Origin of the sequence: Amycolatopsis australiensis, assembly GCF_900119165.1 — a bacterium.
GTDB classification, from domain to species: Bacteria; Actinomycetota; Actinomycetes; order Mycobacteriales; family Pseudonocardiaceae; genus Amycolatopsis; species Amycolatopsis australiensis.
In genome coordinates this window covers 7,621,510-7,634,515 of record NZ_FPJG01000006.1, presented here as the reverse complement: position 1 = coordinate 7,634,515, position 13,006 = coordinate 7,621,510, and the positions used below count along the sequence as shown (strand labels likewise).

The following is a 13,006-nucleotide window of genomic DNA, read 5'->3' as shown; positions in this document are numbered from 1 at the left end:
CGTCGACACCACGCTGGAGGACCGGAGTTTCGTGCGCACCAGGACCGGAAAGACCGAGGACGACCCGATCGACGGTGAAGTCGACGAAGCCGCCCCCGCCGTACCGGCGCCGCGCTCGTCCGGCGCGGCCGTGCTCACCCGGCTGATCGTGGTCGTCGCCGTGCTGGCCGTGGCCGGCGGCGGCGTCTGGCTCGTCACGCGCGCGTCGACTCCGGAAGCGAGCCCGCTCACCACCGAAATCCCCGCCCTGCAGGTCAAGGCGGCCGACGTCCGGCCGGGCTCGGTCGCGCCGGCGGGCGGCGCCGTGGTCGGCGGGGCCGAGCAGCAGACGTCACCGCAGCAGGCCCGCAGCACCGGCCCGTCGACGCTGTCGGAGTGGGCGAGCCAGGTCGCCGCGGTCACCGGCGTCCCGGCGCGGGCGCTGCAGGCCTACGGCAACGCGGAGCTGGCGATGCGCGCGGACCAGCCGAAGTGCCGGATCTCGTGGGCGACGCTGGCGGGCATCGGCCGCATCGAGTCCAACCACGGCCAGTACGCGGGCGCGGTCCTCGGCGCGGACGGCCGCCCGTCGAAGCCGATCATCGGCGTCCCCCTCGACGGCTCCGCGGGAGTCCAGGCGATCGGCGACACGGACGGCGGCCGCTTCGACGGCGACCCGGCGGTGGACCGCGCGGTCGGCCCGATGCAGTTCATCCCGAGCACGTGGCGCAAGTGGGCCTCGGACGGCAACGGCGACGGCCTCGGCGACCCCCAGCAGATCGACGACGCGGCGTTGGCGGCCGCGCGGTACCTCTGCGCCGGCGGCCGCGACATGGCGAGCCCGGGCGGCTGGTGGGCGGGCATCCTGTCGTACAACAACTCGACGGAGTACGCGCAGAAGGTGTTCGGCCTGGCGGACGGCTACGCCAAGGCGGCGCAGAGCATTCGCAAGCAGGGCTGAAGGCCCGGGCCGATCCACGGGCAAGGCCGAGTGTGGACAACTCGGGCCGGATCGCCGGCGAGCCCGCCGATCGCCGGTGGCCGCCGAAAGACCGGACTGGAGACGCCCCGCCGAGGAGAGGGCGGGGGCCGGGATTCTCTCAGCTCGTCAGTGCTAGCGTCGGAGCGTGCCAGCTTCTCCGCCGCCGGCCGCCTCCGTCTGGGGGCGGCGGATCGCGATCGTCGCGACCAGCCTGGTGAGCCTGCTCGTCTGCTGCGGGCTCGCCTGGTGGCAGTGGGACCGCTTCACCTCGGCGAACGGCACCTTCCAGAACCTCGGCTACGTCCTGCAGTGGCCGCTGTTCGGGCTCTTCCCGGCGTTCATGTTCTGGCGGATCCGCCGGCTGCGGCAAAAGGCCGAAGCCGAGCCGCAGCCGCAGCCGCCGGCTCCCGCTTCCGTCGCCGAGGTGCCCGCCCCTCGTCCCCGTCCCGGCGCCGAGCCGGCGGACGAGGACGAGGAGCTGGCCGCGTACAACCGTTACCTGCGCGAGCTGAACGCCCGCGACCAGCAGGCCGCAGAGTGAGGACGACCCGATGACCACCAGCACCGAAGGTGCCGCCCAGACCGCGGTGCCGCTCGCCGGCCCCCTGGTCCGGTTCCGCACCGCCGCCTACGTCACCGGCGTGGGCCTGCTCGGCCTGTGCTTCGTGATGGTGCTGCGGTACGCGTTCGGCAACCCGACCCCGTCGGCCGTCTACTCGCCGATCCACGGTGTGCTGTACATGATCTACCTGGTGCTCACCATCGACCTGGCCATCAAGGCCCGCTGGTCGATCAAGGGCACCGTGCTGGTGCTGCTGGCCGGCTGCGTCCCGTTCGTCTCGTTCCTCGTCGAGCGCCGGGTGACGCACAAGGTCAAGGCCGGGCAGAAGCTGTAGCCGCCGCCTGACGGCGGAACGTCAGCGCCACCAGCACCGTGCACGCCGCGAACACCGCGGCCGTCGCGAACGCCGCCGTCATCCCGTCCACCGTGAGCTGCGCGCCCGTCGTGCCCGCCGACCGGGTCGCCGCGCCGAACACCGTGATCAGCACGCCCAGGCCGAGCGTGCTGCCGACCTGCTGCATCGTCTGCAGCACGCCACCCGCGGCGCCCGCGTCCTCGGTCGGCACCGTCGCCATGACGATCACGTTGAGCGGCGCGAACGACAGCCCGCCGCCCAGCCCCATCAGCAGCAGCGGCCCCAGCAACGCCGGGAAGTACGCGCTGTCCGTCGTGAGCAGGGCCAGCCACGCGACACCCGCGACCATCAGCAGCGATCCGGTGACCGCCAGCGGCTTCGGCCCGTAGCGGGGGAGCAGCCGCGGCACGAGCCGGCTCATCGTGAAGATCAGCGCCGCCATCGGCAGGAACGCGAACCCGGTGGCCAGCGCCGCGAAGTGCCGGATGTCCTGCATGAACTGCGTGAGGAAGAAGAACATCGACATCATGGCCATCGGGCCGAGGAAGAAGTTCACGTAGGCCGCGGTGCGGTTGCGTTCGGCGAACAGCCGGAGCGGGACCAGCGGCATCGCCGTGCGGGCCTCGATGGCGACGAACCCGGCCAGCAGCGCCAGGCCGCCGGCGAGCGAGCCGAGCGTCACGGGGTTGCCCCAGCCGTCGGACGCGGCGTGGGTGAAGGCGAACACGAGCGAGCCGACGCCGAGGGTGCCGGTGACCGCGCCGGGCAGGTCGAGGTGCGCCGGCCGGCGCGGCGGCTCGGGCACGAACCGCGGGGCGAGCAGCACGATCGCGAGGCCGAACGGGACGTTGATGAACAGCGCCGCCCGCCACGAGATCCACTCGGTGAGCAGGCCGCCGACGATCAGGCCGATCGCGAAGCCGCCGCTGGACATCGCCGAGAACAGTGCGAGCGCGCGGACGCGGGCCTTGGCTTCGGCGAACGTCGTCGTGACGAGCGCCAGCGTGCTCGGCCCCGCCATGGCGGCGCCGACCCCCTGCAGGACGCGGGCGGCGATGAGCAGCGTCGCGGTGCCGGCGAGGCCGCCGGCCAGGGACGCGAGGGTGAACAGGGCGGTGCCCGCGACGAACATCCGGCGCCGCCCGAACAGGTCGCCCGCCCGGCCGCCGAGCAGCAGCAGGCCGCCGAAGACCAGGCTGTAGGCGGTCATCACCCATGACAGCCCGGTGGGGGTGAACCCCAGGTCGGCCTGGATGCGCGGGAGCGCGACGTTCATCACCGTCGCGTCCAGGATGAGCATGAGCTGGCAGGTCAGGATGATCGCGAGGACCAGCCCGCTGCGGCGTGGTACGGCCGCGACAGGCGCGGCGTGGAGCGTTTGCTGGGACAAGAGATACTCCCCCGAGGAGTACGAGAGGAAGCGGAGACGTTCTCCACATCGGTGTGATGCGATAATATGGAGATCGTCTCCGGATGCGCAAGTGAATTCGGAGAATCTCTCCGGTTAAGTGGTGAGGAGGCCGGGATGCCGGGCGGGGACAGCGGGCGGCCGATGCGGGCGGACGCGCGGCGCAACTACGAGCGCATCGTCGCGACGGCGAAGGACCTCTTCACCGCGCACGGCGCCGACGTGCCGCTGGACGACATCGCGAAGAAAGCGGGGGTCGGGGCCGGCACGCTTTACCGGCACTTCCCGACCCGCGAGAAGCTGTTCGAGGCGGTCTACCGCGACGAGATCGCCGTGCTCGCCGACCGCGCGTTCGTGCTGCACGACGAGCTGCCGCCGTGGGAGGCGCTCCAGGCGTGGCTGACCGAGCAGGTCACCTGGGTCGTGGAGCGGCACAAGCTGGCCACGATCCTCAAGGAGTCGATCGACTCCGGCTCGGAGACCTTCCAGTACTGCCAGAAACGCCTGCGCGAAGCGACCGGCGTGCTCGTCGAAACGGCGCAGGACGCCGGCCTGATCCGGCCGGACGTCGTGGGCGCCGACGTGCTCCGGCTCGGCCATGGCGCGGGGATGGCGGTGCGCAACTGCAGCCCGGAGGACGGCAAGCGCGTGCTGACCGTGATCCTGGACGGCCTGCGCGCGTGACGCAGGCCGTCCGGGAGCTCAGCTGCCGATCCCGGTGAGGGAGCGGACCTCCATCTCGGCGTGCTTGTCCGCGTCCGCCTTCGGGCCGCCGACCAACGTGCCGACGAACCCGCAGAGGAACGAGAACGGGATCGAGACCAGGCCCGGGTTCTTCAGCGGGAACCAGGCGAAGTCGGCGCCCTTGAAGATCGCGTCCGGGGCACCCGAGACGACCGGCGAGAAGAGCACCAGTACCAGGCACGCGATCAGGCCGCCGTAGATGCCCCACAGCGTGCCCGTCGTGTTGAACCGCTTCCAGAACAGCGAATACAGCAGCGTCGACAGGTTCGCCGAGGCGGCCACCGCGAACGCGAGCGCGACCAGGAACGCGATGTTCTGCCCGTTCGCCAGCACGCCGCCGATGATCGCCAGCGCCCCGACCGCGATCGCGGTCAGCCGCGCCACCCGGACCTCGTCCGCCGGCTCCGCCTTGCCGTGCTTGAAGATGTTCGCGTAGACGTCGTGGGCGAAGGAGGCCGACGCGGTGATCGTCAGCCCGGCCACCACCGCGAGGATCGTCGCGAACGCGACCGCGGCGATGATGCCCAGCAGCAGCGTCCCGCCGACGTGCAGGGCCAGCAGCGGCGCCGCCGAGTTCTCGCCGCCGGGCGCGCTCTTGATCTCGTCCGCGCCGACCAGCGCCGCCGCGCCGAAGCCGATCACCAGCGTGCACAGGTAGAACACGAACATGCACGACGTGGCCCACACGACCGAGCGGCGGGCCTCCCGGGAGTTCGGCACGGTGTAGAAGCGCATCAGCACGTGCGGCAGCGCCGCCGCGCCGAGCACCAGTGCCAGCGCCAGCGACACGAAGTCGAGCTTGGTGGTGTCGTTCTTGCCGTACGAGCCGCCCGGCTCGAGGAGCTTGTCGCCGAGCGGACTGTTCTGCGCCGCCGAGGCGAGCAGGTTCGAGAACGAGAAGCCGAATTTGCCGAACAGGAACACCGTGAGCAGCGCGCCGCACAGCAGCAGGATGGTCGCCTTGATGATCTGCACCCACGTGGTGCCCTTCATCCCGCCGACCAGCACGTAGAGCACCATGACGAGCCCGACGATCCCGATCACCAGCGCCTGGCCGAGCTTCGAGTGCACGTTCAGCAGCAGCGCCACCAGGCCGCCGGCGCCCGCCATCTGCGCGAGCATGTAGAAGAAGGAGATCACCAGCGTCGACGTCGCCGCCGCCGCGCGGACCGGGCGCTGCTTCATCCGGAAGCTGAGGACGTCGCCCATCGTGAACCGGCCGGTGTTGCGCAGCAGCTCGGCGATGAGCAGCAGGTCGACCAGCCAGGCGACGAGGAACCCGATCGAGTAGAGGAAGCCGTCGTAGCCGTGGATCGCGATGGCGCCCGCGATGCCGAGGAACGAGGCCGCCGACAGGAAGTCGCCGGAGAGCGCGATGCCGTTCTGGCGGCCGGTGAACGCGCTGCCCGCGGCGTAGTAGTCGGCCGTCGAGGAGTTGCGGCTGCTGGCCCGGTAGACGACGTACAGCGTGATCGCCACGAACAGGGCGAACACGGCGGTGTTCACGAGCGGGTTGCTGGCCGGGGTGCCCTCGGCGGCGAGCGCGGTCATCGGCGGTTCCCTTCCGGCAGGCCCGCACGGGCCCGCAGCTCGGCGACCCGGGGGTCGACCTGGCGGCGCGCGTACCGCAGGTAGAGCCAGGTGACGAGCGCGGTGCTGGCGAACTGGCCGACGCCGAGCAGGATCCCGACGTTCACCTCGCCGAACACCTTGTGGCTCATGAAGTCGTGCGCGTAGGCGGCCAGCAGCACGTACGTCATGTACCAGGCGAAGAACGCGAGGCTCATCGGGAAGACGAACGCCCGGAACCGGCGCCGCAGCGCGGTGAACTCGGGGCTGGCCTGGATCCCGGGGTAATCGGGGCCCGAGGGGGGAGCGGGCCTGCGGTGCTGGGCGCCCGGCGGGCGGTCCCCGGCGAACAGGGCCGGCATCTGGCCGGTCTGTTCCTGGGGGGAGCCCGCCGCGGGACGCGCGACGTCGTACATGGGTGCCTCCGGCGGGGTGCCTCCGTGGCGGCGGTCCTGACCGCCCTGCGGGCAGGGCACCGGACCGCCCTTGCGGACTGCGAGGCGAACATCGTAACTACGCCGTCCGGCGGACACCGAAGGCGGCCGGGCGGTCGTCATGCCCGCTCGGTGCGCTATTCGATTTCCTGTCGAAACAGTCGAATGGGGGAACGCTACAAGATCACGGACAGATCACCCGGAATGATGAAAAGAATTGTGACGCCACGTTGTCGGGAGGGCCGCATGCTGCGGCGAACGGGCTAATCGCCGCGAACCGCTCTTGGAGCTGGTCACGCAGGGTATCCGAGAACGCTCACGGTCGCGCCGGAGGGGGTCCCACCGGGGTGGGCGTGGCGGCGAAGATCCACTGGTCAGCACGTGGTCTCGAAAGAAATCACCAGGTCGGGGCATGCCTGCGCAGAACGCCACAACATCGGGCACATCTTGAGACTTGACCCACCCGATGGTGGTACAGAGTGTAGATCGTCTGAGCTACACTGTTGACCTGCATGGGCTAATCGGGTGACCGCCGGATGCCCGTGACCGGCGCGGCCGGTAACCGGCATTCCCCCTTCGGGGACAGTGAAGGGCAAAGCCGGGGGCCTGCCCCAGCCGGAAAAGCCCTTTTCGCAGGTCAGCGCCGGAACAGGGAACAAAATTGACCGGCCGGGCATCGGGGGTACGATTCTTTGGCCCAGCTGACCACAGCGATCGATTGGCGCCGATAAAGTTGATCTCGACGACCGTGCAGAACGCAACTTGCGCCGTGCACGTGCACAGTCCCTTGCACGGGACGTCGGGTCGGTGCCTGCCCGGCGACGGGCGCGCGGACGGCTCGGCTGCCGGGGACGAGCGAGGGCGGCGGCGAAGCGGCGGGACGACGGGGACGGCACGGCCGTCCGGCGCCCCGGTGCGAGCCGGGACGCCCCGCCGCGGCCGCGGATCCATGACGCCGGACAGGGAGTCACTTACGTGACCGTTGCAGGAGAAGGTCAGGTGCCCGTCGGGGAGCTGCTCGGCCGAGCACCCCGGCGGTCGAAGGGCAAGGACGCGTGGCGCGCCCTCGTGCGGTGGCGCGACTGGAGCCTGCCCGTCAAGCTTTCGGCCGTCACCGTCGTGCCCATCGTCCTCGCGCTGGTCCTCGGGATCACGACGATCGCGGCCCAGGTCGGCCGCTCGGACGAGTACCGGCGGCTCGACCGGCTCGTCGCGCTCACCGGCCAGACGCGCGCGCTCACCGGCGCGCTGCAGCAGGAGCGCACCGTCACCGCGGCGATGCTCACCGCGGGCACCGTCGGCGGCACGCCCGAGCTGGCCGCGGCCCGCAAGGCCACGGACGCGGCGGTCGGCCCGTTCACCGCGGCGCAGGCCCGCGCGGCCGAGGTCGAGCCCGGCGTGGCCGGCGCCGCCGGCGCGGCGACCGCGCAGGCAGGCAACCTCGGCTTCCTCCGCCGCCAGGTCGACGGCGGCCAGCTCGACCCGGCCCAGGCCATCGCCGCGTACTCGGCGCTCACCGGCTCGCTGATCAGCCTCGACACCGCGGCCACCGCGGGCGCCGGCGACGGCACTCTCGGCGGCACGCCCGCCGGCCTGCACGAGCTGCTCGTCGCGGGCGAGCAGGTGTCGCTCAGCCAGGCGATGGTCTCCTACGGCATCGCCCGCGGCGCGCTGACGCCGAGCGAGCTCGCCACGCTGCGCGCCGCCGAGCTGCGGCTGGCCGACCGGCTCGTCGACTTCCGCTCCGCGGCGGGCGACACGCTGCAGCGCGACTTCGCGGCGATCGCCGAGGGCACGCAGGCGCAGAGCCGGGCCCGGATGGTCGAGTCCGTGCTGAACGCGCAGGGCAACGCGGTGAACGCCGCGTTCCGGTCCCTCTCCGCAGCCGACTGGAACACCGCTTCGGCGGCGATGCGGACACAGATCGGCCAGGTCGCCGACCGGCTCGGCGCGTCGGCGTCGGCCACCTCGGCGCGGCTGGTCGACGAGGCCAGCAGCGGCGCCGGCCTGCTCGCGGTGCTGCTGTTCGCCGCGATGGTGCTCGCCGTCGCGGTCGTCTTCCTCATCACCCGCCAGCTGCTGCGCTCGCTGAAGACCCTGCGGCGCAGCGCGCTCGACGTCGCCGAGACCGCATTGCCCGAAGCGGTCCGCAACATCCAGGAGGGCCGGGCGCAGGGCACGGCCGTCGTGCCGGTGCCGGTGCGGACCGAGGACGAGGTCGGCGAGGTGGCGCGGGCCTTCGACAAGGTGCACCACCAGGCGCTGCGGCTGGCGACCGAGCAGGCCGCGATGCGCACCGGCTTCGGCAGCGTCTTCGTCAACCTGTCCCGGCGCAGCCAGAGCCTCGTGCAGCGGCAGCTGCACCTGATCGAGCAGCTGGAGCGGGACGAGGAGGACGCCGACCAGCTGGCGACGCTGTTCCAGCTCGACCACCTCGCCACCCGGATGCGGCGCAACAACGAGAACCTGATGGTGCTCTCCGGCGCCGAGCCGGGCCGCCGGTCCGGCAAGCCGGTCGGCACCACCGACATGCTGCGCGCCGCGGTGTCGGAGATCGAGCAGTACCAGCGCGTCCAGGTGCAGCCGCCGCCCCCGGCCCGGATCGTCGGCTACGCGGCGAGCGACCTGATGCGCCTGGTCGCCGAGCTGCTGGACAACGCCACGGCGTTCTCCGCGCCGGAAACCACCGTCACGGTGGCGTCGCGGCTGGGCGAGGACGGCTCGCTCAACATCGACATCCTCGACAAGGGCATCGGCATGAACGAGGCCGAGGTCGCCGAGGCCAACGCCCGGCTGACCGAGGCGGGCTCGGTCGACCTGGCCACCTCCCGCCGGATGGGCCTGTTCGTCGTCGGCAGGCTGGCCAGCAGGCACCGGATCGGGGTGTCGCTGCACGGCGGCAAGGACATCGTCGGCGTCCGGGCCACGGTCGTCGTCCCGCCGGACCTGGTGATGGCGGTGACCGACGGCCCGGCGACCGGCCCGATCGGCGCGCTCCAGCAGCACCCGGCGAGCCCCGCGGCGGGCCACCAGCTGCCGCGGCGCCAGGTCAACGGCAGCTCCCGGCCCCGGCCGGTGGTCCCGGCGCAACCGGCGATGGGGGAGGAGCGCTGGCCGTCGGCGAGCGACCTCGCCGGGCTGTCCAACGGCCACGGGCCCACGGCCGCGCGCCCGCCGTCCGACCTGGAGATCTCGGGGACGGCGCTGTTCACGCCGCTGCCGAAGGACGACGACGCCCCGCCGCCGCCGCGTCCGACGTTGCCGCCGGTGCCCGCGGCGCCGCCGGTCGACCCGCCGCGTTCGGGGCAGCTGCCGGCGGGCCGGGACCTGTTCTCGGCCAACGAAACGACGCTCAGCGACTGGTGGCGCGAGGCGACCGCGCAGCCGGAGCCGGCGCCCGCCCCGGTCCCGGACCGTTCGGAGACGACGCCGATCTTCGACGAGATGCTGTCGGCGTGGTTCCGCGAGGACAAGCCGGCGGCCGCGGAGGAGGAGCAGGCCACCGCGGCGGAGAAGGCGGCCGAGCCGTCGGCGGCGGAGCGGCGCAGCTGGGACTTCGCGAGCGACGAGAACTTCCGCACGGTCCAGGCGAAGTCGCAGGCCGAGCCGACGGCGTTCACCGAGGCGGGCCTCCCGCGCCGCCGCCGCGGCGAGCAGCTGATGCCGGGCAGCGCGACCCCGCCACCGGCGGCACCGGCACCGGCCCCGGCACGGGCGGAGCTCCCGGTCCGCGACCCGGCGGACGTGCGCGGCCGGCTGAGCAGCTTCCAGCAGGGCGTGACCCGGGGCCGCCAGCAGGCCCGCAAGGCGGCGGCGAGCGCCGCGCAGCCGGACGCCTTGCCGCAGCGGAAGCCGGCGGTTTCGCCGCAGCCCGCGGGTGCGGCGCCCGGATCCCAGGCGGGCACGCAGCACGCGAACGGCCTCCCCCGGCGAGGAGCCGGATCGCCGCAGCACAACGGCCTGCCCGAGCCCGGCCCGCAGGCCACGACGCAGGAGAACGGGCCGGTCCAGCCGGGTCAGGTCGCGGCGCAGGGGAATGGCGTGGTCCAGCCGGGTCAGGTCGCGGCGCAGGGGAATGGCGTGGTCCAGCCGGGTCAGGTCGCGGCGCAGGGGAATGGCGTGGTCCAGCCGGGTCAGGTCGCGGCGCAGGCGAATGGCGTGGTCCAGCCGGGCCAGGTCGCGGCGCAGGCGAATGGCGTGGTCCAGCCGGGCCAGGTCGCGGCGCAGGCGAATGGCGTGGTCCAGCCGGGTCAGGTGGCGGCGCAGGGGAATGACCTGGTCCAGCCGGGCCAGGTCCCAGGGCAGCAGAACGGCCTGGCCCAGCAAGGACAGCAGGCCGCGGCGCAGGTCAACGGCCTGGTCGAGCCGGGTCAGGTGGCGGCGCAGGGGAACGGCCTGGCCCAGCAAGGTCAGGGCACGGGGCAGGAGAACGCGCCGGTCCAGCCGGGTCAGGTGGCGGCGCAGGACAATGGCGTGGTCGAGCCGGGTGAGGTGGCGGCGCAGGGGAACGGCATGGCCCAGCAAGGTCAGGCCACGGGGCAGGAGAACGCGCCGGTCCAGCCCGGTCAGGTCGCGGCGCAGGCGAACGGCCTGGCTCAGCCCGGCCAGCACGCCGCGGCGCAGCAGACCGGGCCGGGACAGGCCGCGGCCCGGCAGAACGGCCCAGCCCAGCCGGCTGCCGCCCAGCCCTCGGCGGAGCCCGATGCGCAGGCCGCTTCCGGCGAGCCCGGCCCGCTGCCGAACCGGCAGACCCGGCCGTCGGTCTTCCACGAGTCCGGGCAGCTGCCCGCGCCGGACGGTGCCGGCCGTCCCGATGGTCCGCCCTCGCGCCTTGCCGCGTCGGCGGGGCCCGAAACCCCAGCTCCGCGGCGTGAGGCGGCCGCCGTGGAGGCCACCGCCGAGTGGAACTTCGGGACCGACGAAGGCTGGCGCGCGGTGCAAGCGGTGTCCCAGTCGGCACCCGCCACGTTCACTTCGGCAGGATTGCCCCGGCGCCGTCGCGGGGAGCAGCTGCTCCCGGGCAGCGCCGGATCGCCCACCGGGGCCACGGCCCCCCGACCACAACGCGACGCACACGACGTGCGCGGCCGCCTGCGGAGCTTCCAGCAGGGCATCGAGCGCGGACGCCACCGCACCGCGCGGGCGGCCGAGAACAACCACGAGACACTGGAGGGTGAATGACCTCGCCGAGTAGCGCTCAGCCGACACAGAATCAGTTCGGCTGGCTGGTCAACGACTTCGCGGAGCGGGTGCCCGGGGTGGCGCACGCCGTGGTCGTCTCGGCGGACGGCCTGCTGCTGACCGCGTCGAACCGGCTGCCGCTCGACCGGGCCGACCAGCTCGCCGCGGTCGCTTCGGGCCTGGTCAGCCTCACCCAGGGCGCCGCCCGGTGCTTCGAGGCCGGTGCGGTCAACGAGACCGTCGTCGAGATGGAGCTGGGCATCATGGTGCTGATGTCGATCAGCGACGGCTCCTGCCTGGCCGTGCTCGCCGCCCCCAACTGCGACATCGGCCAGGTCGCCTACGAGATGACGATGCTCGTCGACCGCGTCGGCCAGATCCTCACCCCGGAGCTGCGCGCCCAGCTCCAGGGCTCCGGGGGCTCGCTGATCGGCGAACCGGTGGGATGATGGCGCGATGAGCACGGGGTCCGGATCTTTCGGGGAGCCACCGGAGGCGGGCAGCACCGCCTCCCGGGCAGGGGACGACGGCACCTTCGCCGACGTCCTCAACGGCTTCACGCTGGATTCCGGCCGTGCCCGCCGGAAGCGCAAGAAGAGCAAGGAGTCCCCGCCACCCCCGGCCGCCGGTGCGCACGCGGCCGCGGAACCGCCGGCGCCCCCGCCGCCGGCCGAGCAAGGAGATCGAGTGACCTCTCTAGTCTCTCCACCCGGCAGTACCGACGCGGACGGCCCCAGACCGGGCGGCCTGTTCGACCCGGGCCCGCCCAGCGGCGAGTTCGTCATGCCCGCGGTGTTCGAGCAGCCACCGGCGCTCGAGGACCAGACGGCGATCGTCCGGCCGTACGCGCTGACCGGCGGCCGCACCCGGGCCAATTACGCCCTGGAGCTGGAGACACTGATCTCGGCGAAGGACTACAGTGCCACCGGTGGCTTCCCCGAGGTGGCCGCTGAGCAGATCGAGTGCATCGCGATCATGGAAGAATGCCGGACCCCGCGTTCGGTGGCCGAGATCGTGTCGGCCCTGGGGGTCCCGCTGGGCGTCGCCCGGGTGCTGATCAGCGACGCGGCCGACGCGGGGCTGGTCACGGTGCACAAGACGATTACGGGCAATGAGGGCGCCGAGGCACATCTGGTGTTGATGGAAAGGGTTTTGAGTGGACTCCGTCGGCTTTAAGGCACCGCGGGACACCGCGCCCCCGACCATGACATCCGCCAAGATCGTGGTGGCTGGCGGTTTCGGTGCGGGGAAGACGACCTTCGTCGGGTCGGTGTCGGAGATCGTGCCGCTGACCACCGAGGCGATGATGACCGACGCCAGCGTCGGCGTCGACAACCTCGACCACACGCCCGGCAAGGCGACGACCACGGTCGCGATGGACTTCGGCCGCGTGTCGCTGGACGCCGACCTGATCCTGTACCTGTTCGGCACGCCCGGCCAGCAGCGGTTCTGGTTCATGTGGGACGACCTGGTCCGCGGCGCGATCGGCGCGGTGGTGCTGGCCGACACGCGCCGGCTGGCCGACTCGTTCGCCCCGATCGACTTCTTCGAGGACCGCGGCCTGCCGTACATCGTCGGCATCAACACGTTCGACGGCGTGCTGGAGCACGACATCAACGACGTCCGCGAGGCCCTGTCGATCGACCCGAACATCCCGATCGTCCGCTGCGACGCCCGGGAGCGCGAGTCGACCAAGCAGACCCTGATCACCCTGGTCGAGTACGCGATGCGGCAGTGGATCGCACTGCGGGCGGCCAAGGCCCGGTGACGCCGTCAGGGCCCGGGGACGTCC

Annotated in this window: 11 protein-coding genes; 8 read left to right on the top strand and 3 right to left on the bottom strand. The window is 72.6% G+C overall.

Features of this window, described 5'->3' with window-relative positions; genetic code table 11:
- Window positions 1-31: 31 nt before the first annotated feature.
- The 3 genes from BT341_RS36350 (at window position 32) to BT341_RS36340 (ending at window position 1,857) form a co-directional block, all read left to right on the top strand.
- The gene (locus tag BT341_RS36350) at window positions 32-940 is read left to right on the top strand and encodes a lytic transglycosylase domain-containing protein (RefSeq protein ID WP_072480529.1); all 909 of its coding nucleotides are present in this window, start codon (window positions 32-34) and stop codon (window positions 938-940) included.
- A gap of 166 nt (window positions 941-1,106) precedes the next feature.
- On the top strand, window positions 1,107-1,502 hold the full coding sequence (locus tag BT341_RS36345; protein ID WP_425426441.1) for a hypothetical protein: 396 nt from the start codon (window positions 1,107-1,109) through the stop codon (window positions 1,500-1,502).
- Window positions 1,503-1,512: 10 nt separating this feature from the next.
- Complete coding sequence (locus BT341_RS36340) at window positions 1,513-1,857, top strand: DUF3817 domain-containing protein (RefSeq protein ID WP_072480528.1); 345 nt, start codon at window positions 1,513-1,515, stop codon at window positions 1,855-1,857.
- Here the strand turns inward: BT341_RS36340 and BT341_RS36335 are convergent.
- The gene (locus BT341_RS36335; RefSeq protein ID WP_072480527.1) at window positions 1,835-3,268 is read right to left on the bottom strand and encodes an MFS transporter; all 1,434 of its coding nucleotides are present in this window, start codon (window positions 3,266-3,268) and stop codon (window positions 1,835-1,837) included. The two genes, BT341_RS36340 and BT341_RS36335, sit on opposite strands and share 23 nt — an antisense overlap.
- 135 nt (window positions 3,269-3,403) lie before the next feature.
- On the opposite strand from BT341_RS36335, the gene BT341_RS36330 reads away from it, so the two are divergent.
- The gene (locus tag BT341_RS36330; protein WP_072480526.1) at window positions 3,404-3,970 is read left to right on the top strand and encodes a TetR/AcrR family transcriptional regulator; all 567 of its coding nucleotides are present in this window, start codon (window positions 3,404-3,406) and stop codon (window positions 3,968-3,970) included.
- An 18-nt stretch (window positions 3,971-3,988) separates the two neighbouring features.
- On the opposite strand, the gene BT341_RS36325 is transcribed toward BT341_RS36330, so the two are convergent.
- Entirely contained in the window at window positions 3,989-5,581 is a 1,593-nt protein-coding gene (locus BT341_RS36325; RefSeq protein WP_072480525.1) for a solute symporter family protein, read from the bottom strand.
- Window positions 5,578-6,015 (bottom strand): DUF485 domain-containing protein, encoded by a 438-nt coding sequence (locus BT341_RS36320; RefSeq protein WP_072480524.1) that lies wholly within the window; start codon window positions 6,013-6,015, stop codon window positions 5,578-5,580. Before BT341_RS36320 ends, BT341_RS36325 begins: the two co-directional genes overlap by 4 nt.
- A gap of 993 nt (window positions 6,016-7,008) precedes the next feature.
- On the opposite strand from BT341_RS36320, the gene BT341_RS36315 reads away from it, so the two are divergent.
- From BT341_RS36315 to BT341_RS36300, 4 genes are read left to right on the top strand one after another with little or no spacing between them, the layout of a single operon-like run.
- Entirely contained in the window at window positions 7,009-11,214 is a 4,206-nt protein-coding gene (locus tag BT341_RS36315; protein ID WP_425426440.1) for a sensor histidine kinase, read from the top strand.
- Window positions 11,211-11,663 (top strand): roadblock/LC7 domain-containing protein, encoded by a 453-nt coding sequence (locus tag BT341_RS36310; RefSeq protein ID WP_004561253.1) that lies wholly within the window; start codon window positions 11,211-11,213, stop codon window positions 11,661-11,663. The genes BT341_RS36315 and BT341_RS36310 overlap by 4 nt, the downstream gene beginning before the upstream one ends.
- 7 nt (window positions 11,664-11,670) lie before the next feature.
- Window positions 11,671-12,390, top strand: a complete 720-nt coding sequence (locus tag BT341_RS47075) for a DUF742 domain-containing protein (protein WP_245805232.1) — start codon at window positions 11,671-11,673, stop codon at window positions 12,388-12,390.
- Window positions 12,391-12,418: 28 nt separating this feature from the next.
- A complete protein-coding gene (locus tag BT341_RS36300) occupies window positions 12,419-12,982 on the top strand; it encodes a GTP-binding protein (protein ID WP_143168762.1) in 564 nt (187 codons plus the stop codon).
- Window positions 12,983-13,006: the final 24 nt, after the last annotated feature.